We start from the raw sequence: 20,755 nt of genomic DNA, 5'->3' as shown, positions 1-20,755 counted from the left end.
CCGCGCCGCACCAGCGTGAGGGTAGGAGTTGGTTGGAAGCGCGTCGATCAGCTTTCGACTTCAGGGCCCGATCCGTCGTTGTGGCGGCACTGCTCGGTGTAGAAGCCGAGATCGAAGCTCACGGAATCGCCCTGAATTTCGTTGCCAACGCTTGTGGGAATCTCCCAATCGAAGCCGACGCAGAATCCCTCTTCGGCGGGGAAGCACTGCCGACCCTCCGTTTCTGTATCACTGTCAAGCGGATGCTTTGCCCCCTCGCTGGTCGCCGCATCCCCGTCGAATGTACCGAGCATATCGGCTAGCGTCCCATCGAAAATCGTTGTCTCAGCTTCCTCGAATTCGTTATCACAGTCCTCGTCGTACCAGACTGTAACTTGCATTTCACTCGCGAGTTTGCCGAGATCATCTTCCGTAGTCACATCCCCGACGTCGCTGATATCCGAGTTCGATTCGTTGATCTTGACTGCCTCGGGTTCAGTGAGGACATTACCGTCTTGAGTGAAGTTTGCTGCAGTCAGCCAGACGTAGGCTGGATTATCGCAGAGGTGCACTGAAAAAGTGACCTCGCCTGAATCTCCAGGCTTGACATCGCCAAGCTGGATAAGACTATCCTGCTTGGGGTAGTGTGCACTGCTGAAAACTCCCTCTGGCAACTGGGATCCACTCTCGATGCCACAGGCACTGTGTATCGTGACCGGGCCGATCTCGTTATTTTCTGCTTCACCTATCTCCGCTTCCAAGGTGATCTCCTCGGATCCGCTGTCAGGTCCAGATCCTCCACTCAGGAGGACGAACTCTTCTATTTGGCCACTCCCTCGAGCAGGACTGTCGTACAATTCTGCAGCCGCGTTGAGACTGGCAGATAACCGTAATGCGAAGTCGTCGGCGAGCGAACCAATGGCACCACCATCCGTTCGATTGTTGGTCCAGACCCAATCCGCTTCAGCAATCTGGTACTGATCGAAGCCAGCGTCGGTATCGCCCTCTGTATCATCTTTCACGACCCAGTTGTCATCGCCATTTCCATCGTTTACGAGCCATCCGGTGTCCCCAGGCGCTCCTTCGATGGTGAACGAAGCGGCGCTTCCTCCCTCAGTATTCTCTCGGTCATCGTTGACGATGACGAGGCTTAGACCCTCGCTACCTTCGTAAAGGAAAACAAACGTCGTGTTCTCACGCTGGATCTCATCATTCAACGAGGAGTAGACTCCAGAGGTGTCGTCATAGTCATAGAAATCCTCGATAGATGTACTCCCGTCACCAAGAGGTTCGATACAGTAACTCTCACCACCGTACGTGACGTAATACTCGTCGTCAGCACAGTCACAGCACGCTGGAATGTCAGCAGCATCGAAAACCGGGTCAATTTCTCCTGCCCCGGAATATCTGACTCCGTTGAGGTCCTGTATCCCATCACCAGAAGAGTCTGGGTAGGCGTTCACTGGATGGTCACCGACCTCACCGCCGCTGTCGGGAATCGGTCCATTGTACGTCTGCTGCCAGTCGACTTTGAGGTCGAGTTCGCCCGCCGTGAGCGTGTTGCCCTCGAACGATTCGGTGTCGTTGAAGTACGCGGTGGTGCCGAGGCCAGCGCCGGCCGATGCCGCGCCGACCGCACCGAGCGCCCCAAGCACTTTCCGTCGCGAGAGGTCGAATTCGTATTCTGTCATTGGTTGTCTCCTTTGTGTGGCCGCCCTCGTGGCGTCCGAATCCCCACGTGGGGGAAACCCACCGGCGGAGTCGAACCGCCGCGAAGCGCCTGTGTGGGTCAGCTCCGGCTAATTGCTATTGCTATCAGACACTATCCGGGATCTTCGTTGGAAGGAAGTACTCCGTTGAAGTCCAATTCTTCGCGCTTGACCAGGAGTTAGCAGGATCTGATGAGATGTTGGCGTGGGTTGACCCACCGTAGCTTGCGTTTCCAACTATACCGTAGATATCGCCTGGATCGTAGGGGAAATTGGCACCCACAGTGGAGCTAATCGTGATACTTGTGCCGTTTTTCTCGCCACTGATACCGCTAGGAAGCTCCTGCCAATTGCTCCAGCTCGGGTTATTGCCTTGGTTCGTAACCACTTTGTAATGGAACCCGTCCGAACTACTCCAGCCGATTTGGTAGTCTCCAATAGGGTCAAGCGGGAGGCTATTTCCGTCCCCATCCTGAGTACCACAGAAACCGAGAGCCATATTGGCATTGGGCTCAGTTGGGTCAGACCACGGCTCCTCAAGTTCAACGTTGTATGTAACCTTTTCTAGTTCGCCACCAGATGATTCGTAATCTATACAGAGTTCAAACACTTGTTCCGTACTAAGGTTCGCGGTGGGGTTCTCTGGGGAAGAGTAGCAGATATCTTGACTGACATACCCAGAGTTGTGTCGCGCTTGCTCAGCGTACAATGCGATAGCGAAGTTCAGTTTGTCGGTCTGAACTTCGTTCCCGACGCTGGTTGGAAGTTCCCAATCGACAGTAAGACAGTGATCTAGCTCCCCATCTCCTGCTGGCTCAACGGATCCTGTGAACTCACCTAGTAATTGCCAAGATGAGAAGTGACCATCAAATAAGTCACCGAATACCTCTTTGTCCGCAGCAACCTGCTCTCCATCACCATCTTTGTCGAGGAATAGAGTTGAGTTTAACGCCCCTGCAAGCTCACCATTACCAGTGCCTGTAGTATTGTCAACGACCGCTTCTGGTTCAGACTGGCCGTTCTCGTCGTTTGCTGTGACGACACCTTGTGCCCAGACCCATGCTGGATTGTCGACGACATCAAAGCAAATAGTCGCTGTTCCAGAGTCACCTGGTTTCACGTCACCAAGGTCATAGAACCCTGCAGGAAGTTCTGACCCATCTGTACGACCGATATCAGAGGCGCTATTGGTCGCATCCCCACCGTTGTACGTGCTACTGGCGGAGACCCATAGGTCAACCTCCCCTGCAGTGATTGAATTCCCCTCGAACGACTCCGTATCGTTGAAGTACGCGCTCGTGCCGACTCCCGCGCCGCCCGCTGCGACGCCGATGGTTCCGAGCGCGGCCAGTGCCTTTCGCCGTGAGATCTCGAATCGCTCTGTCATAGTGCTCTCTCCCCCTGCGGGGGAAACCCACCGGCGGAGTCGAACCGCCGCCGCAGCCGTCGTCGAGGCGCCGACTGCGGACCCAGTGTGGGTGAGTCCACACTCCACCCCACAGGAGACACCCCATTAGCTAATCGCGAGTTTGTGCAGCTAACACCCCGATTGTAGGATTATCGCCGTATTTTCGGGACAAAGAACGGCTGAAACGGTGGCAGCAACCACTTGCCACGACGAAGACTCGGAACTGAGTGTAGCACCTACCTACTCACGACAGCCGCGAAAAATAGCGTATTATCGACCCGGAGTGGGGCCGTAACAGTGATTCAACTCTCTGCGGTATCGTTGAACCCGTGAAAACCCGATTAACGACTCGTTGAGGGTTCTTGCACGACGTTAATCGGGTTGATTACTATATGCTTACCTCGTTGATACGCGGGTAGACCTGTCATATGAGTATCCGATCGACGCAGACGGGCCAGGGGCTTTCGGAGACGGACATCCACGATCTACTTCGGAACGACCGGCGGCGACACACGATCAAGTGCTTGCAGGAACACGGGCGCGAGGTGATGCTTCGTGATCTCGCCGAAGACATCGCCGAACTGGAGACTGAGGAGTCGCCGCCGCCGCGGAACATCCGCGACAGCGTCTACATCTCGCTGCACCAGAATCACCTCCCGAAGCTCGACGACGCCGGCGTCGTCGACTACGACCGGGACCGAAAGACGATCCGGCTCAAAGACAGCGCCCGCGCGGTCGACGTGTATATGGAAGTCGTGACGAAGTACGGCGTCACGTGGGCGACATACTATCGGGCGCTCGGCACGGTTTCGCTCTTTCTCGTCGTCCTGTCGCTCACCGAGGTACCACTCGTCTCCGCGGTCGATCCGCTCATTTTCGCCAGCGTGTTTCTCGCGATCATCGCCGGTTCGACGCTCTATCAACTGTGGTCGCGTCGCTGGCTGTATCTGAATCAGCTCTCGTGAGCGCTCCTTGCGGATCGACGATCACGAGAGGATACGAGACGTTCAGATAGTCGCCTCCTCGGTATCAAAATGCGCCGGAGAAGCGTCCCGTTCTCGTGTCGGTGCCGGGTCCGAGCCCGTCAGTTCAGAGAGCGTTCGGTGACAGTTGCGCCTCGAACAGGCGCGTCCCGCAGTCGTCACACGTCGCGGCGACGACCTCGAAGGAGCGACAACACGACTCGACCGTCTCCTCGTCCAGGGTGACTGCGCCATCGCAGTCGGGACACTGACCGAGCCACAGTCGGAGCGCGCCGAGCACTTCCAGTCGGGTTTCGTAGTCGAGTTCTTCCCACGCTGCCGACCGCGCGTGGAGCACGGCGTCGGCTGCGACGTCCGCGCAGTAGGCGGATTCGGACTCCCACCGCCCGATCGTCACCGAATCGGCGACCGCGACGAACGCGTTCGGCTGCCGCTTCGTCTCTATCTCCTCCCGGTCGACGCCGAGGCCCTCGAACAGCAACTGATCGCCGAGTGCGCTATCGTCAGCCGGCCGGCGTTCCATCTGCGTGTCCCACGACCTCCGGAACTCCGGCGTCAGGCACAGATCTTCGCCCCCCTGGCACCGTTCGAGGACGTCGAGATCGACCAGAAACCGCTCGATGTCGGCCGGGTCCTGTTCCCCTGCGCCGAGCGGAACCGGAGCCTCGTGGGCGTCGAACAGTCCCAGCACCGAATCTGGGAGATAGCGCTTGGTCAGCGTCGGCGTTCCGGGGATCAGATACCCGCGGAAGTAGATCGCTGCGACCCCGACGACGAGCAGCGCGATGCCGAGCGAGAGGCGGACCGAGGCGAGTCCGATCGCCAGAATACCCGTGATTGCTACATTGACCACTGTGCACGGGAGACACCGGTTCGCCCCGGTGTACTCCGGCTGCCGCCACCTGAACTGAGTCTCTCCGATCGCTTTCATCGGTCGTCTGGTGACCTCCTGTCATCATAGCTAATCGTCGCTTAACCGACGCAGTGCGTCTGTTCAAGACGGCTCCGACGTGAAGCGGTAGTGGATCGAAGCCGTGGTGCTGTCTGATTGAATCTCGTTCCCGACAGTGGCGTCGATCCGCCACTCGACGACCAGCGAGACGCGCTCGTTCGGCTCGATCGCCAGCGACTCTGTCGCGCCGGCAGCCGTCGCCAGTGGGACGAATGCGTCTGCACTGCCGACGACGTACTGTCGATCACCGGACTCTCGAACGAGGACGATCCTGACGTCCACCTTCGACGAGAGTTCGCCATCTTCGGGCGTCTCGTCGACCACCGATTCGGGCTCCGTCACGCCGTTTTCGGCGTCGACCGCGGCCCCGACAGTGACCTCTAGCGTAGTCATCTCCGCCGACGTCGGCTCCAAGACCGCCGCCGACTTGCCGGCACTCCCCGGGACCACGTCCCCGGTCCCGAAGAACGCCGTCGTCGGAGTGGTGCTGTCTGTCGTCTCGCCCGCGTCGCTTGCGCCGGCTCCACTACTTGATTCGTGACCGCCGTCCGATCCCGACCCGATCTGAGTGATCGAGCGCCTGGTCGTGTCGGTCGGATCGCTGGCTCCGGTGGAACCGCTGTTTTCCTCCGTCGCCGACTCGTCCACCGGCGCGAACGACACCGTCGCCGGTGCTGGCCGATCGACGGTGAGCTCGTAGCCGTCGACGTCCGTGACTGTCGCAATTACTTCGTCGCCGACGAACAGTCGCGCCGTGACCGCGATCGCGCCGCGGCGGACCGCGACGGTCCCAGGTTCTTGGACGTCGAAGCCCGCAGACTGAGCGGCATCCAGGTAGATCGTGTCTGGCCCGCCGACGCCCGGTTCCAGGTTCAACTGACCGGCCGGAACCCCCGTCGCGGTCCCGGACGCTGCGACCGCCCACGTTCCGTTCGGCAGTCGCGTCTGGACGACGAACTCCACTCGGTCGACTCCCTCGGCGAGCGTGAGCGTCCCGCCGAGCGTCCCGCTGACGACGCCTACATCACCGGTGTCGTTCCGGATGTCGGTGGGGTCGGACGCCGTGACCTCGATCGTTGCGAGGGATACCGCAGCGTCACCGGCCTCGGCCGGGGCGGGGCCTCGCGAAAGCGTGAAGCCGTCCGAGAGAACACCGACGCCCGCTCCCGTGAGTGCCATCGCGATCACCACGACCGCCAGGAGGTGTTTCCGCGAGAGCGTCGCCGGGACGCCCGATGGGGTCATCACTCCGCGCCCGTGCCCGAGTCAGCTCCGCTCGCTGCGTCGCCCGTGTCAGAGCTGTTAGACGCCGACTCGCTGTCTTCGTTCTCGGCCTTCTCGTCGTCTCCGCTGCTGCTCTCTCCGGTAGCCGTATCGGACGTACTCTCTGGTTCGTCGCCGGGTTCACTCTCCCCCGGGTTCTCGGACGAGGAACCGTCGACTGGCGCCTCGGTGGACTCGTCGGCGCCCGGATCGCCGTCGCTCGATTGCTCGACGCTGGCGTCCCCCTCTGTCTCGTCGTTCCCATCGCCACCCGCCGCGGCGTCACCGTCGCCGCTCTCTGTCTCGTCGCCAGCGGCGTCGTCGCCGCTCGCTCCGTCAGTGTCGGCTATGTCGTCACCAGATCCGTCCGCGTCGGTTTCGGTGTCGTTCGGCTCCGACGGCGATTCGTCGGGCGAGTCGATCGCCGCGGGCGTGTCGTCGCCTGACGGCTCGGACCCTTCGACAGTCTCACCCGACTCCGAAGTCGACGCGTCCGTGGTCGCGTTCGCTTCCGCCTCTGGCGCTGCGCCCGGCTCGCCGGACTCGTCGTTCGCGCCGTTCCCGGACTGCGTTGCGTTTCCGACGATCCCGCCTCCGGCCGTCGCGTTCCCGGTGGTCTCGTCTTTGACCGGGTCTGCGGCCACTTCACCGACGGTTTCGTTGGCTGGGTCGCTCCCCGTCACATTGTCCGAGACGTTCAGGTCACCGCGGTCACCGGGCACGCCGGGAGCGGCGGCTTCGTCCGGCCCGCTCGCTCCGTTGGCTGCCGCGCCTGCGGCGGTGTCCACGAACGTTTCGTTGGGAACGAACAGGCCGAAGGGGCTGAATCCGTCCGTGACTGCGGCCAGTTCGTACCAGCCGGCCTGCTCGCGCACGACCGTCGTCTCGAAGTACGCCCATCCGCTCGCGTTCTCGTGACCGATGACGACGTCGCCGACGTCCGTGCCGACGCGGTCGAGCCAGGACTCCGAGACCCAAACCGAGATCTGGGCGCATCCGTCGCCCTCGACGTCGAACCGCTCTGTGAGTTGCAGCGTCGCGGCGTCGTGCTCGACCGTTTCGACCGGACAGGTCGCGATCGATTCGACGTGGAACTGGGAGACGCCGCCGTGATCGTCGACGGTCAAGCCGACGTCGATCGACTCGCGGTCCGACAGCAGTGCCGTCGTCGCACTGCCTGATACGGAGGCGACGACAACGAGCGCCAAGGCGACTGCGAGCAGCCGTCTGCCTCCGTCGTACCACCAGCTATCGAACGTCATCGCGCCACCGCCAGTGTCGTCTGATTTCTCATTACTCGTCACCGCCGCTCGAATCGCTCTGTCCGTGATCGATTTGGTCGTCGCCGTTCGAGGCTCCGAACTCGTGTTTAAGCGAGTACGTGCCCGGGCACGGGTCGCTGTTGCTCCGCGGCGGCGTCCCGCTCCCGGGGTACTCGTTGCCGTCCTGCTCGTAGGTCGCCACCATCACGAGATCGGACTGGCCACCGCCGGTGGTGATGCGGAACGGCATCGCCTCGCCGTCGTAGGCGAAGACGTCCAAGTTCGTCCCGTGTTTGAGCAGGACGCGGTCGACGTGCGCCGGCAGGGCGGTGAGTTCGAGCGTCGCGTATCGATCGGTATCACCGCACAGATGGCGCGCGAAGGCGACGTCCGCGGGGCCGATCGGCTCGTCGCTACAGAACGCGACGTAGCTGATGTCTTTCCCGCAGTCGCCGGTCTCGTCGCACGGTGCACACGCCGGGAGGCCGAGATCGTACGCGCGCGGGTCGCCGAGGTGTCGCTGCTGGACGGCCCGGAACTCGAATCCGAACGCTACGTCTGTGTCTGCGACCGGCTCGGTCAGCGTCCAGGTGAACGAGACGGTCCACGTCTCGCCGTCGCTTGCGAGCGCCTGCGTCGAGAGCAACGCCCCCGATCCGTACGCCGCGCGGAACGCACCGAGCGTTCCGTCGAAGAGCGTCACCGTGCCCGCTCCTGAAACCGTCAGGTCGAGCCGCACGTCGAGTTTCGATTCGATCGGCTCACACGACGGGCAGGGGGCGACGAGCCAGACGTACGCCGGGTTGCTGTCGACCGACAGCTCGAAGACGGCCGTCTCCGACTCGTTGATCCCGAGCGACCCGGTGTAAGCGCCGTGCTGCCAACTCGACGGCGAGCGCACGTCGACGTCGAGGTCGAGCGTGCCGACCGTGAACTGTGAGCCGACGCGTTCCGTGTCGGTGAGCATCGCGGCGACGCCGCTGCCCGAGCCGGCCGCCGCGCCGGTCGCAGCGACCGCGTACAGGAGCTGTCGCCGCGACAACCCGAAACCGATCCGTCCCTGCCCTCGATCGTTTTCACCTCGCTGTTCGTCGGTTCCGCGCTCTCGTGTCACATCTATCGTCTCCGCTGTGTTCGATGGCCGTTCCGGGAGAGATTGCCTCTCTGCGCCGGCAGGCGCAGATTTTCCGGTGGACAGATCACTCCCGCTCTGTTCTGTCTCGAAGTCACGCATCGTCGTCTCGCCCCCTGACTTCGCTGCCGCCGTCGGCAGCGGTCGATCGGTCGGGATAGACGGCGTCGGCGCCGTCTTCACCGGCCGGCGGCATCGGAACTTCACTCGGCACGTCGCTGTCGTCCTCCTCAGTGGAGCTCTCCACGCTGCCATCCGCGTCGCTGTCGGCCTCCTCAGTGGAACTCTCCATGCTGCCGTCCGCGTCGCTGTCGGCCTCCCCGTTTGCGTTCTCGTCGCCGCGGGTACCGACGTACAGGCCGACGACGAACAGGAGCCCGATCGCGGTCGCGATCGCGACCGCGATCGTCCACGCTGCGATCGTGGTGTAGGCGACGTACGCGCTGTACGGGAGGTAGAACGCGAACACCAGGCCCAGGAGTTGGAGGCTCGACCGCGTCAGGGTGAACGACGCAGTCGCCGACGTCGACCCCGATTCGGCTGGCGTCGATTCGGTGGACACTGGCTCGGCCGACGCCGGCGTGTCGTCTCTCTCCTCGGCTTCTGCTCCCTGCGGCGACGTACCGCCGCTCGCCGCCGCGTCTGTCTCGCTGTCTACTGATTCGCTGCCTGCCGATTCGCTGTCTGCCGATTCGCTGTCTACTGATTCGCTGTCTGCCGATTCGCTGCCTGCCGATCCGCTGCCTGCCGATCCGCTGCCTGCCGATCCGCTGCCTGCCGATCCGCTGTCGGTCGACTCGCTGTCGACCAGCACGCCGTCGACCGATCTGACGAGCGTCCAGACCTCCGAGATGACGAAGGCGACCAACGGCCCGACGACGACCACGGCGAAGCCGACGGGGGTGTTGACGAATCGGACGACGTAGCCGAGCAGCGGGAGCGTCACCAGCACCTCGCCGAGCACCTGCTCGTGAGAGACGGTTCCGCTGTCTGGGTCCTCGTTGGCGTCGCCTTTCGTCACGTAGGCGACGCTCCCGTCCCGTTCGATGACGTCGATGACGCGGTGGGTCGTCGGCGTCTCGCTGTCGGTCCGGAAGGTGATGACGTCCCGTTCGGTGATCTCACCCGGCGGGGCCTCACGGACGACGATCGCGTCGCCGGGGCTCATCGCGGGTTCCATACTGCCGGAGAGGACGACGAAACTGTAGTCTGCGCCGGCCACCTGCGGCACGCCGTAGACGACGAACGGAGCGACGAGACCGACGAGCAAGAGCACGCCGAGTACGTTCGCGACCGTTCGTATCGTGCTGCGCTCACTCGTCATCGTCGCGGCCCTCCAATCTCGCCAGCAGGTGAATCATCACTGGAGGAGAGATGGACGCTAGCGGGCATAGCTATCGCCGCGTTAGGGGGGGTCCCCGTTTCGGCATCGTCGTCTTGACCGCCCGGAACGGTCGTCGATCCGATGGCGCGGGAGTGCATTTCCGGACGTAACGAGGCGTTAAACGCGCTGAAACGCGATCGAATGGCGTTGGTGTGCGATACAGCTCGGACGACGGTCATTCGCGACACCTCCGAGCGGCGAACCCGACGGTGAACCGCGCACTGTCGCTCTGGATGACGTTGTCTGCGTCGGTCGGAATCGCCCAGCGGAACGAGACGTAGACCGCTTCCCCGATCGTGAGACACGATTCGCCGTCTCGGGTGAGTCCGTATCCGCCATCGGCGAACGCAGGGTCGTCAGCGACCGCCGCGAGCGTGCCCGAAGCGATCACGTCGTCGCCGTCGGTCAGAAACGGGATGTCCTCGTTGCTGCCGTTCCCGGTCCCGATGCCCATATCGTTCCAGATCTCGATCTCGGCGGCGTCCTGTAGTTCGCCGACTGTGGGCGTCGTGTCGTTCGCCTCTCGTTCGGGCTCTGTGAGGCCGTTCTCAGCGGTTTCTGTCAACGAGAAGAGGAGGGTTAGCTCGGCAGATCCGACCGTCTCGCCCTCTCCGCCCTCGACGAGCGTCGCCCGGAGCGTGACAGCCCCAGTATCGCCCGGCAGGACCGCTTCGTCGACGACGAGGCCGACGTTGCCCGTACTCTCGGTTGGGACGGCTGCCAGACCCGTGTCCTCCGTGACGACGCCGTTGACAGTCTCGCGCCAGTCGAGCGCGACCGCCGGTAACGAGTCGCCGGCCTGGATCTGCGCCGATTGATTCAGTTCGACCGGCGCGAGTCCGCTAGCCGCTCGCACCGGCCCCGCGCCGACCGCAACGAGGCTCGAGCCAGCGACCGCCGCGAGTATCTGTCGTCGTGTGGGTGTCTTCATTTTGAATCCGTTTCGAGGAATTACGCGCCAGACAGCGAGCGGGTCGACTGCCGCATCCGTGCGGCAGCGATCCGGCGTCCCAGCCGTACGGCCCGTCTCGTGGGCCTATGCCGTCTGCTCGACGCCGTCGTTGTGGCGGCACTGCTCGGTGTAGAACGACAGGTCGAACGCGACCGAGTCGCCCTGGAGTTCGTTCCCGGCTTCGAGGGGCAGAGACCACGCAAATCCGATGCAGTGGCCGACCTCGGGCTCGAAGCACTCGATCGTCTCGGGCGTCGTGCGGTCCCCGTCGAGGTGGATGCCGTCGCCGTCGAGCGCACCCAGCGCCTCCGCGAGCGTCCCCTCGAAGAAGACGATTTCGCTGGTGAACAGGTCCGCCAGCGTCTGGAACGTCGACACGAGGTTCGTCGGGTCCGGGACGTCCCGGAAGTATGCGGGGTCGTCGCCGGCGCTACCCGCCGCGCCGGCCATCTCGGAGAGGATGGCGTCGTTCGCGTCGGCACCGACACCGATGGTGTAGACGTTCGTCTCGGGTGCGGGCGAGGACGCGCGAGCGTCGTCTGCGGCACTCGTCGGGGAGGCGTACGGCGTGCCGTCACCACCCTGGAAGGAGTTTCCGTCCGAGAGAACGACGTTGATCGGCGTCGTGTCGACTCTGCCGTTGTTTGCGATCTCTGCTTGCGCTTCGAGGACGCCCTCGCCGATGTAGGTCCCGGTGCTGATGCCGGCGCCGCCCGAGGGGTCCGTCGTGCTCGCGCCGACGATGTCGGCGAGGACCTGACGGAGCCCGTTGAGCGCGCCGCCGGGCGCGATGAGACCCGCGAGATCTGACGTCAGCGGCGACCCGAGTTCGATGTGGGGATCGCCGCCGGAGGAGCCGTTGAAGTAGACGACGCCGACACGCGCGTCCGCGTCGGTGTCGATGAGTTCCTGCACGAGAGCCGCCGCACCGACCTCGACGAGGTCGATCTTGGTCGTCTCGTCGTAGCCGAGAATCGGGTCGTCGTTGACGACGCCGCCGTACTGGCTGTACAGCATCGACCCGGAGACGTCGATCGTGAGCATAATGTCCGCACTGTTGAGGCGGTTGTCGCAGTTCTGATCGTACCACATCCGCACGTCGACGTTCTCCGCGAGGTTCGCCTCGTTCGCGTCGCCGCCTTCGGCGACCCGTTCGGGCTCGGTGTTCACGCCGCCGCTCTCGACGATGTCGGCAGCACGCATCCAGATGTACCCCGGGTTGTCACAGAGGTGCAGGCTGAACGTGACCTCGCCTTTGTCGCCGGGCTTCACGTCGTCGAGTTCGATCAGGTGCTCTTGGCCGTTGTAGCTCGCCGCGTAGTTCTGATCGAAGTTCGAACAGGTGAGGTAATCGACGAGATTCCGGCTCTCGTCGCCGTAGGCGTACGTTTCGCCGCCGATCTCGATCGACTGCTCGCCGTCGCCGTCGTGGTCTGGGTGCGCGTTGACGTACTCCCAGGACTCCGTCGGCCCGTAGTAGGACTGCTGCCAGTCGATCTTGAGATCAAGCGTCCCGGCAGTCAGTGTGTTGTTCTCGAACGATTCGGTGTCGTTGAAGTACGCGGTGGTGCCGAGGCCGGCGCCCGCCGAAGCGATGCCGACCGCACCGAGGGCTCCGAGCACTTTGCGTCGCGAGAGTGCGTACGTCTGATCGTTGTCTGTCATAGGTGAGTTCCCCTGCGGGGGACACCCCGTCGCGGAGTCGAACCGCGTCGCGGCCGTGGCCGCTCGCAACCGAGGTTGCGAAGCACCGGCACGAGGTTGAACGTCGCCAGCACCCGTGCTACGGCGACGTGGTGTTCGTCTCGTTCATCCCGCCAGCGACCCCGGGGCTGTCGCCCATCTCGTTGTGGCGCGACTGGACGGCGTTGAAGCCGACGTCGAAGGAGAGGCTGTCCGTCTGGACGTCGTTGCCGACCTCGATGGGGAGTTCCCACTCGAATCCGACGCACTGGGTGGTCTGGCCGGGGTACGGCTGTCGACCCTCGGCGGAGCGGTCGCCGTCGAGCTCGACGCCCTCTTCCAGGAGCGCCATCACGTCCGCGAGTGATCCTTCGGCAATCAGCAGTTCGCCCGCGAGGACGACCTGCGCGATCTCCGCGTAGACGGTGTCGAGATCGGCGGGGTTGGGCGCGATGAACGCGTCGTCGGGCGAGGTCGCGATGTCTTCGAGGAGGCCGGTGGCCGCGTTGCCGAGCGCGATCGTGAAGATGCGGATGCCCGCGTCCTTGGCGTCGTCGGCCTCACTGAGTGCAGCCGATGCGTTGGACTGACCATCGCTCAGCAGGATCATCACTTTCGACGCGCCAGCGGTGGCGTTCGTGCCGTTGAGCAGTTCGTCAGCTCCCTCGGCGATACCTGCGGCGATCGAGGTCCCGCCGCCCGCGGAGTAACTGTTGATGGCGTTCTTGACCGCCTGGTAGTTCGTCGTCAGTTCCTGGTCGGTCGTCGCAGTGGTCGAAAACGAGATGGCGGCGGCCTCGTCCGGGCTGGAGAGGTTGTCGACGAACCCGTTCGCGGCGGTCTTCAGAGCCGAGAGCGGCGAGCCGCCCATCGACCCGGAGACGTCGCTGACGAGCGCGACCTCCAGTTCCTGCTGTTCACCGGTGCCGGTCGGCTCGTAGACGTTGTCGCAGTCTTCGTCGTACCAGACTCGCACCTGCATTCGGTCGGCGAGTTCGCCGATCTCGTCCGCGTTGAGGTCGTCGACGCCCATCTCGGGCTCGGTCATACCCATCTCTGCGTTCGAGCGAAGGCCACCGACCATCTCCAGCCAGCCGGGGTTGTCACAGATGTGAATGCTGATCGTCACCTCGCCGTAGTCGCCCGGCTTGACGTCTTCGAGGGTGAACACTGGGATGCCGTCGCCGTTGACGAGGAACTCGTCGGCCTCCGGCGAACAGAACTGGAACTCCTCGCCCGTCACGAGGTCTTCCCACGCCTGCATATCCGCCGGGGAGGGAGCCTGATCGAGGAGGTAGACGCCGTCGCCGAGGTCCTCGGCGTCCGGGTAGCCCATCGCTTTGATCGCGTCGAGCCGACCGGGGCCGCCCCTGTACGTCGATTTGTAGTCGAGCTTGAGGTCGAGGCTCCCCGCCGTCAGCTGATTATTTTCGAACGTTTCGTCGTCCGTGAACAGCGCGCTCGTGCCGAGGCCGGCGCCGGCCGAGGCCACGCCGACCGCACCGAGTGCACCGAGGACTTTCCGCCGCGAGAGGTCGAATTCGTGTTCTGTCATTGGTCTGTGTTCGTCGTCCGGCCGCGGACGCTCCCCGTTCGGGGAAGACCCACCGACGGAGTCGAACCGTCACGACCCGCCGTCGGGTCGGTCCACCGGGGTGGGGGAAGCTCGGTGCAGGAATCGCCGGCTCAGATGACGTAGAGCGGGCCCTGCCACGGCTTGTCGTCGCCGGGCGTCGCGACCGCCTGCGTGGTGCTCGCGTTGCCGTCGACGATGTTCGCGATGACGCCGACGGAGCCGAATCCGGCCGTGTCCATCCGGATCACGTCGCCGTCGAGCATCGGGCTGAAGTCTCCGATCGATGCCCCAGCGTTGTTGTTCGCGAGGACGAACGTGCCGTCGGCCTCGAGTTTCACTTCGACCTGGTAGTTCCCGCCTGCATCGCCGAGGAAGACGCCGACGTTGTCGCTGCCGGCGGTGTCAGCGGGGAAGGACTCCGCGAGGCCGGAGAGGTCGACTTCGACGACGTTCTCGTTCGCGCGGAGGGTGAAGGAGCCGGGGTAGCCGGCCTGTGCGTCAGCGGGCTGGGTGACGACCGTGCTCGACGCGTCGACGTCGACGAAGGGACTCGTCGGCGAGCCGTTGTGCCGCGACTGCTCGGCGACGAAGGTGAAGTCGAAGTCGAGGGCGTCGGTCTGGATCTCGTTACCGACCTCGATCGGGAGCTCCCACTCGATGCAGAGACACGGGCCGGTCTGCGTCTCGACGTCGGGCGAGCCGGGGTACGGCTGCGGGCCTGCTTCGCCGCGCTCGACGTCCATCAGGAAGCCGAAGAGGAGTTCATCGCTGAGGTCCGCGAGGGTGTAGTCCTCGGGATTGTTCAGCGCTACCGGGTCGACGCACTCGAAGCCGACGAGGTCTCCGTCCTCTTCGATGGGGGTGATGCCTTCCGCGTACGAGATCGTGACCTGGATGGACTCGCTCAGTTCGCCGAACCCCGCGCCGTTGTTTGGTGAGCCGATCGAGCCGCCGCCACTCGCGTCGGCGTCCATCTCGGGTTCCGTCTGGCCGTTCTCGTAGTCGACGACGCCGCCCGAACCCAGCCAGAGCCAGGCGGGATTGTCGACGATCTTCGGGCAGAACGCCAGCGCACCGCTGTCGCCTGGCTTGACGTCGGAGAGTTCGTACGCGTACGTGGCGCCTCTTTCGCCGTCCACCTGTCCGCTGCTGACACTGCTTCCGTAGCTGCCCTGGTTCGACGACGTCCAGTAGTCGACGAACAGGTCGAGGGAACCAGCCACGAGGTTGTTATTCTCGAACGACTCCTCGTCCGTGAACAGCGCGCTCGTACCGAGTCCTGCGCCCGCAGACGCGACGCCGATCGTTCCAAGAGCCGCCAGTGCCTTCCGTCGTGAGATTTCGAACCGTTCTGTCATGGTTTGTGTTCCCCCGTTGGGGGATGCCCACCGGCGGAGTCGAACCGCCGTCGCGAGGACCGATCGTCGCTGGTCCGCCGCGGCGCCCTGAGTGGGTGTTTCCACACTCTACCCCCACCCCTCATACCCCCATAGCTAATTGCGAGTTTTCCTGGCTAACGGCACTCACGGGCGCTTAACGCCACGTTTCGGAGGCTCGTGGACTGCAGAAACAACGGAATCGACTTCGGCGATCGACGGATCCGAGGCGAGCGGGGAATGGCCACATTGAACGGCAATTCAGAGTGGAAAGACGATCCTGCTGCCGCCGAGTGATACTGTCGGACAGAACTCTGTGAAGCGTATCGGCACCCCGTGGATGCCAACATCGTTCACGAACTGCTGTCCGAAAGTATGAGATACCAAGAGGATCGATCCGCGGTTAACGATACGTTCAGCGTTTCTGCTCTGTTTTCTTGAAGATGATTACTATATACTTGTGTGAGCAATGAATAATTACCCGAGGGCAGGTATGAGTTATAGATCACAATCTACGAGACAAAGAATCTCAGAAACGGATATTCACGACTTACTTCGCAACGATAGACGTCGGTACGCGATCAAGTACCTCCAGGATCGCGGGCGCGAGGTGATGCTTCGGGACCTCGCCGAGGAGATCGCCGAAATCGAGACGGGGGAATCACCGGCGCCGCGGAACATCCGCGATAGTGTCTACATCTCGCTGCACCAGAGTCATCTGCCTCGACTGGATTCGGCCGGCGTCGTCGACTACGATCGTAATCGAAAGACGATCAGACTCCGCAAGGAGGCACGCACGGTCGACGTGTATATGGAGGTCGTGACGAAGTACGGCGTCACCTGGGCGACGTACTACCGGACGCTAGGAACGCTCGCGCTGTTTCTCATCGTGCTCTCGCTCACCGGCGTGCCGTTGTTCGCTGCGGTCGACCCGCTCGTCTTCGCGAGCGCGTTCCTCGCGATCATCGCCGGCTCGGCGCTCTATCAGATCTGGTCACATCGGTGGTTCTACCTCTCCCGATTGTCCTGATACTGTCGGACAGAACGATGTGAAAAGTATCGGCACCCCGTGGGTGCCAACATAGTTCACGAACTGCTGTCCGACAGTATGAACGCTCGCTCACTGCCCGCGCTATTGTCCCACTGCCCGAACCGCCGACCGACTCCGTCGGTAGCCAGAACCGATTCGACAGAGAAATACGATCGATCGCTGCTTTGACCGAGCCGCGCTACTGTCTCGTAACGTCACTCTACCCGGATTTCATCCGGCGGGAGCCGCGCCTCGAACACCCGCGTCCCACACTCGTTACACGTCGCGGCGACGACCTCGAAGGACCGACAACACGACTCGACCGTCTCCCCGTCGAGCGAAATCACTCCACCGCAGGCGGGGCAGCGATCGAGCCACAGTCGAAGCGCGCCGAGCACCTCCAAACGTGCCTCGTCGGTGAACCTCCGCCAGGCCGCAGTGCGGTCACGAAGCACTGCGTCCGCGGCGCAGTCAGCGAGGAACGCGGCTTCTGACTCCCACTTGCCGACCGTCACCGAATCGGCCATCGCGACGAACGCGTGCGATCGCCGCGCTGTCGAAACGGGCTGGTCGCCGACGGTGCCCTCGAAGAGCAATTCGACCGCGTCATCCGGGTTTACCCGGTCGATCTGCTCGAACCACGCATCTCGAAACCTCGGCGAGAGACACAGGTCCCCGCCACCTCGGCACGATTCGAGAGCGCCGACGTCGCCCAGAAACCGCTCGATATCGACGACCGCGGACGGTCCCGCGCCGAACGTGACCCCCGGTGTGTGCCCGTCGAACAGTTGGAGCACCGAATCGGGGAGGTACCGCTTGGTCAGCGTCGGCGTCCCCGGCACGAGGTACCCGCGGAAATAGATCGCCGCGAGTCCGACCACGCCGACCGCGACGCCGAACGGAACGCTGACGAAACTGATGCCGACAGCCAGAACTCCGGTTAGTGCGACGTTGACGGCAGTACACGCGAGACATCTGTTCGGTCCGGTGTACTCCGGCCGCCGCCACTGTATCCTCCGCTCGCCGGCGATCCTCATCACGCGAATGCTTCGTAGAGTGGCGGCATAGCTAATCACTACATAAGTGACGGACCCGGTATTCTCGTGTTACTTGACGTGATGCTTCCGTAACACGAAGGGAGATACTTATGCTGTCGAAAGATAATGTCCGTTACGTGAAACCTTCTGGCGTTAGTGTGCGGCCCGCGACACTCGACCCAGAACCCGACGGGTCGGTAGAGTCCCTCTCCGAGGAGGAACTCTTCGAGGTGCTCGCGAATCACCGGCGGCGGTACGTGTTGCGGGTTCTTTCGGGGTCGGACGCCCACGACATCGGGTCGCTGGCGGAGACAGTCGCCGCCTGGGAGAAGGGAACGACCGTCGAGCGAGTCGCTCGCGAGGATCGAAAGTCGGTCTATACGGCACTCCAACAGCTTCACCTGCCGAAACTTCACAACGCCGGGCTCGTCGTCTACGACAAAGACCGCGGAACGGTTCGGCCGACAGCCGCCAAAGAGGAGGTCAATATTTATCTAGACGTCGTGCGGGGCAACGACCTCCCCTGGCACGAGTACTATCTGGCGCTGTCAGCCGTCAGCGCCGCCCTCCTGCTCGTCGCGTGGCTCGATTTCTTCCCGTTCGGGCTGCTCCCCGACGCCGGCTGGGCGGGACTCGTCGTACTCAGTTTCTTCGTCTCCGCCGTGTTTCATTACCGGTCGCACGAGCAGGCGCGAATCGGCGTTCGCAACCGTCCGCCGTCGGAGTGAGAGGGATTATCGTAAGTCTCCATAGATGTCTCGCCGGACGGTACGGCGAGAATCTCTGAACAGTTACGATAATCCCTATGAGATCGACTGCCGGCCGACGACCAAAGACTTTCACTGTACCGAGTAAATCGACTGCTATGGGAACGGATTACTCCGAGCTGCACGACCCGAACGCGGAGTACACGATGCGAGAGCTCTCCGCGGAGACGATGGGCGTGACGGCGAAACGCGGTGGCGGCCGCGACGTCGAGATCACCGACGTGCAGACGACGATGGTCGACGGGAACTTCCCGTGGACGCTCGTGCGCGTCTACACCGACGCCGGCATCGTCGGGACCGGCGAAGCCTACTGGGGGGCCGGCGTGCCGGAACTCATCCAGCGGATGAAGCCGATGATCGTCGGCGAGAACCCCCTCGACATCGACCGATTGTACGAACACCTGATCCAGAAGATGTCCGGCGAGGGCTCCGTCGAGGGCGTCACCGTCACGGCCATCTCGGGCATCGAAGTCGCCCTGCACGACCTCGCGGGGAAGATTCTCGAACTCCCGGCGTACCAACTGCTCGGCGGCAAGTACCGCGACGAGATGCGTGTCTACTGTGACTGCCACACCGAAGACGAGGCCGATCCGGAGGCCTGCGCCGACGAGGCCGAGCGCGTCGTCGAGGAACTCGGCTACGACGCGCTGAAGTTCGACCTCGACGTGCCCTCGGGTCTGGAGAAAGACCGCGCGAACCGGCATCTCCGTCCCGGAGAGATCCGACACAAAGCCGAGATCGTCGAGCAAGTCACAGAGCGCGTGAAGGACCGCGCCGACGTCGCCTTCGATTGCCACTGGACGTTCTCGGGTGGGTCCGCAAAGCGCCTCGCGACCGCGATCGAAGACTTCGACGTCTGGTGGCTCGAAGACCCCGTCCCGCCGGAGAACCTCGACGTCCAAGAGGAGGTCACGAAGTCGACGACGACGCCAATCACCGTCGGTGAGAACCGCTACCGCGTGACGGAGGTGCGCCGACTGATCGAAAATCAGGCGGTCGACATCGTCGCCCCCGACCTGCCGAAAGTCGGTGGGATGCGCGAGACGCGGAAGATCGCCGACGTCGCGAACCAGTATTACGTTCCCGTCGCGATGCACAACGTCGCCTCGCCCGTCGCCACGATGGCGGCTGCCCACGTCGGCGCGGCGATTCCGAACGCGCTGGCCGTCGAGTATCACTCCTACGAACTCGGCTGGTGGGACGAACTCGTCGAGGAGACGGTTATCGAGAACGGCTCGATCGAGGTCCCCGAAACGCCCGGTCTCGGCGTGACGCTCGATATGGACGCCGTCGCGGAGCGAATGGTCGACGGCGAGGAACTATTCGACGAGGCGTAGGGGCGGCCGGTTCGCACTGCCCGCTCTCACCGGAATGTCGGCCGGCCGACTCCGACCACAGGACGACCGCTCTCACCCGCTGTTCGACACTGCCGGGTCGGTACCTATAGTAGCGTTTGCAAGTCGTCACTCACCTAATCGCACGCAGTCGTGCGATTGGCTGTGTAATCAGTTGCAAACGCTACTGTTGTCCCCGAAGCGCGTCGGCCGTGTCGTCGCCGGCCAACCGGATCGTGTACGTCGCGACGAGCCTGGCGGTCTCCCACGCCGAATCGCTCGCACACCGCGTTTCGAGCAGTGAGATGCCGTCGTCGAGGACGGCTGCCGTCTCCGCGCGGAGGTCTCGAAAGAGACCCGCGCGCCGGTCGTCGCCGCGGGCGGTGAAGAAGGATACGAGCCTCTCGTGGGTCCGGAGCGTGACCAGTGGACGGCCGACCATCCCGCCGGCGATGCGCTCGACAGTCGCGTCACGGCCGCGGAGATACGCGTGCATCGGCCCTGGGGGCCCGCTCTCGGGGCTCCAGCCGTCCAGTTCGCTCGCGACCCGGCTGCGGTGTTCCGTCTCCTGTTCGACGACCGACTCGAAAGCAGCGCGGGCGTCGTCGTCTCCCTCGTCTTCGGTCCACTGTCGGAACGTCTCCCGCGCCGCGTGTTCGCTCGCTGCGGCGGCAACGAGCAGCGCCTCGGGAATCGGATCCCCCCCGGCGGCCGCATAGAGAAACTGTTCGGACCCGAGCAGCGCCAGCGACGAAGCTTCCGCTGATTCGACTTTCTCACGGAGCCAGTCTCCGTCGCGTGCTTCGCGGCTCATATCGAAGCCGAGCGGCCGCAGCACCTAACGGTTTCTGCCGCCGTTGCGACAGTGCGTCGCACTCGCCGCACCGTCGTCGGCGGAGGAGTATCAGACCTGATACCGGGGAGCGAA

At 63.4% G+C, this 20,755-nt stretch carries 17 protein-coding genes; 4 read left to right on the top strand and 13 right to left on the bottom strand.

Annotated features, from left to right (window positions below; all coding sequences use genetic code 11):
- Positions 1-47 precede the first annotated feature (47 nt).
- Both RBH22_RS04600 and RBH22_RS04595 read right to left on the bottom strand, forming a co-directional pair.
- Complete coding sequence (locus tag RBH22_RS04600) at positions 48-1,670, bottom strand: SipW-dependent-type signal peptide-containing protein (RefSeq protein ID WP_306676666.1); 1,623 nt, start codon at positions 1,668-1,670, stop codon at positions 48-50.
- A 124-nt stretch (positions 1,671-1,794) separates the two neighbouring features.
- Complete coding sequence (locus RBH22_RS04595; RefSeq protein WP_306676665.1) at positions 1,795-3,075, bottom strand: SipW-dependent-type signal peptide-containing protein; 1,281 nt, start codon at positions 3,073-3,075, stop codon at positions 1,795-1,797.
- A 449-nt stretch (positions 3,076-3,524) separates the two neighbouring features.
- On the opposite strand from RBH22_RS04595, the gene RBH22_RS04590 reads away from it, so the two are divergent.
- Complete coding sequence (locus tag RBH22_RS04590; RefSeq protein ID WP_306676664.1) at positions 3,525-4,061, top strand: hypothetical protein; 537 nt, start codon at positions 3,525-3,527, stop codon at positions 4,059-4,061.
- Positions 4,062-4,185: 124 nt separating this feature from the next.
- Here RBH22_RS04590 and RBH22_RS04585 read toward each other — a convergent pair whose 3' ends face one another.
- The 9 genes from RBH22_RS04585 to RBH22_RS04545 form a co-directional block, all read right to left on the bottom strand.
- Complete coding sequence (locus tag RBH22_RS04585) at positions 4,186-4,932, bottom strand: hypothetical protein (protein ID WP_306676663.1); 747 nt, start codon at positions 4,930-4,932, stop codon at positions 4,186-4,188.
- 141 nt (positions 4,933-5,073) lie between these two features.
- Positions 5,074-6,276, bottom strand: coding sequence for a hypothetical protein (locus RBH22_RS04580; RefSeq protein ID WP_306676662.1), 1,203 nt, complete (start codon positions 6,274-6,276; stop codon positions 5,074-5,076).
- A complete protein-coding gene (locus RBH22_RS04575) occupies positions 6,276-7,556 on the bottom strand; it encodes a hypothetical protein (RefSeq protein WP_306676661.1) in 1,281 nt (426 codons plus the stop codon). Before RBH22_RS04575 ends, RBH22_RS04580 begins: the two co-directional genes overlap by 1 nt.
- A gap of 31 nt (positions 7,557-7,587) precedes the next feature.
- Positions 7,588-8,670, bottom strand: a complete 1,083-nt coding sequence (locus tag RBH22_RS04570) for a twin-arginine translocation signal domain-containing protein (RefSeq protein WP_306676660.1) — start codon at positions 8,668-8,670, stop codon at positions 7,588-7,590.
- A gap of 112 nt (positions 8,671-8,782) precedes the next feature.
- A complete protein-coding gene (locus RBH22_RS04565) occupies positions 8,783-10,012 on the bottom strand; it encodes a signal peptidase I (RefSeq protein WP_306676659.1) in 1,230 nt (409 codons plus the stop codon).
- Between the two features lie 235 nt (positions 10,013-10,247).
- Positions 10,248-11,003, bottom strand: a complete 756-nt coding sequence (locus tag RBH22_RS04560; RefSeq protein ID WP_306676658.1) for a hypothetical protein — start codon at positions 11,001-11,003, stop codon at positions 10,248-10,250.
- A 105-nt stretch (positions 11,004-11,108) separates the two neighbouring features.
- Positions 11,109-12,689, bottom strand: a complete 1,581-nt coding sequence (locus tag RBH22_RS04555; protein WP_256545037.1) for a vWA domain-containing protein — start codon at positions 12,687-12,689, stop codon at positions 11,109-11,111.
- 118 nt (positions 12,690-12,807) lie between these two features.
- Positions 12,808-14,262, bottom strand: coding sequence for a VWA domain-containing protein (locus RBH22_RS04550; protein ID WP_306676657.1), 1,455 nt, complete (start codon positions 14,260-14,262; stop codon positions 12,808-12,810).
- Between the two features lie 131 nt (positions 14,263-14,393).
- Complete coding sequence (locus RBH22_RS04545) at positions 14,394-15,641, bottom strand: SipW-dependent-type signal peptide-containing protein (protein WP_306676656.1); 1,248 nt, start codon at positions 15,639-15,641, stop codon at positions 14,394-14,396.
- A 631-nt stretch (positions 15,642-16,272) separates the two neighbouring features.
- Here RBH22_RS04545 and RBH22_RS04540 point away from each other — a divergent pair.
- The gene (locus tag RBH22_RS04540) at positions 16,273-16,689 is read left to right on the top strand and encodes a hypothetical protein (RefSeq protein WP_256545034.1); all 417 of its coding nucleotides are present in this window, start codon (positions 16,273-16,275) and stop codon (positions 16,687-16,689) included.
- Positions 16,690-16,904: 215 nt separating this feature from the next.
- Here RBH22_RS04540 and RBH22_RS04535 read toward each other — a convergent pair whose 3' ends face one another.
- A complete protein-coding gene (locus RBH22_RS04535) occupies positions 16,905-17,726 on the bottom strand; it encodes a hypothetical protein (RefSeq protein ID WP_306676655.1) in 822 nt (273 codons plus the stop codon).
- A gap of 158 nt (positions 17,727-17,884) precedes the next feature.
- Here RBH22_RS04535 and RBH22_RS04530 point away from each other — a divergent pair, with 158 nt between their 5' ends.
- The gene (locus RBH22_RS04530) at positions 17,885-18,454 is read left to right on the top strand and encodes a hypothetical protein (RefSeq protein ID WP_306676654.1); all 570 of its coding nucleotides are present in this window, start codon (positions 17,885-17,887) and stop codon (positions 18,452-18,454) included.
- A gap of 137 nt (positions 18,455-18,591) precedes the next feature.
- The gene (locus RBH22_RS04525; protein WP_306676653.1) at positions 18,592-19,830 is read left to right on the top strand and encodes a mandelate racemase/muconate lactonizing enzyme family protein; all 1,239 of its coding nucleotides are present in this window, start codon (positions 18,592-18,594) and stop codon (positions 19,828-19,830) included.
- Between the two features lie 181 nt (positions 19,831-20,011).
- Here RBH22_RS04525 and RBH22_RS04520 read toward each other — a convergent pair whose 3' ends face one another.
- On the bottom strand, positions 20,012-20,641 hold the full coding sequence (locus RBH22_RS04520) for a rubrerythrin family protein (protein ID WP_306676652.1): 630 nt from the start codon (positions 20,639-20,641) through the stop codon (positions 20,012-20,014).
- Between the last annotated feature and the right edge of the window lie 114 nt (positions 20,642-20,755).

Origin of the sequence: Halobellus sp. H-GB7 (assembly GCF_030848585.1) — an archaeon.
Lineage (GTDB): Archaea > Halobacteriota > Halobacteria > Halobacteriales > Haloferacaceae > Haloquadratum > Haloquadratum inordinatus.
This window is presented reverse-complemented; position numbering and strand designations above follow the sequence as displayed.

Coding starts and splice junctions, on each gene's coding strand:
- RBH22_RS04560 (WP_306676658.1), bottom strand. CDS start 11,003: ATGAAGACACCCACACGACGACAGATACTCGCGGCGGTCGCTGGCTCG.
- RBH22_RS04520 (WP_306676652.1), bottom strand. CDS start 20,641: ATGAGCCGCGAAGCACGCGACGGAGACTGGCTCCGTGAGAAAGTCGAA.
- RBH22_RS04595 (WP_306676665.1), bottom strand. CDS start 3,075: ATGACAGAGCGATTCGAGATCTCACGGCGAAAGGCACTGGCCGCGCTC.
- RBH22_RS04600 (WP_306676666.1), bottom strand. CDS start 1,670: ATGACAGAATACGAATTCGACCTCTCGCGACGGAAAGTGCTTGGGGCG.
- RBH22_RS04535 (WP_306676655.1), bottom strand. CDS start 17,726: ATGAGGATCGCCGGCGAGCGGAGGATACAGTGGCGGCGGCCGGAGTAC.
- RBH22_RS04590 (WP_306676664.1), top strand. CDS start 3,525: ATGAGTATCCGATCGACGCAGACGGGCCAGGGGCTTTCGGAGACGGAC.
- RBH22_RS04575 (WP_306676661.1), bottom strand. CDS start 7,556: ATGACGTTCGATAGCTGGTGGTACGACGGAGGCAGACGGCTGCTCGCA.
- RBH22_RS04545 (WP_306676656.1), bottom strand. CDS start 15,641: ATGACAGAACGGTTCGAAATCTCACGACGGAAGGCACTGGCGGCTCTT.
- RBH22_RS04580 (WP_306676662.1), bottom strand. CDS start 6,276: ATGACCCCATCGGGCGTCCCGGCGACGCTCTCGCGGAAACACCTCCTG.
- RBH22_RS04565 (WP_306676659.1), bottom strand. CDS start 10,012: ATGACGAGTGAGCGCAGCACGATACGAACGGTCGCGAACGTACTCGGC.
- RBH22_RS04550 (WP_306676657.1), bottom strand. CDS start 14,262: ATGACAGAACACGAATTCGACCTCTCGCGGCGGAAAGTCCTCGGTGCA.
- RBH22_RS04555 (WP_256545037.1), bottom strand. CDS start 12,689: ATGACAGACAACGATCAGACGTACGCACTCTCGCGACGCAAAGTGCTC.
- RBH22_RS04525 (WP_306676653.1), top strand. CDS start 18,592: ATGGGAACGGATTACTCCGAGCTGCACGACCCGAACGCGGAGTACACG.
- RBH22_RS04540 (WP_256545034.1), top strand. CDS start 16,273: ATGCTTCGGGACCTCGCCGAGGAGATCGCCGAAATCGAGACGGGGGAA.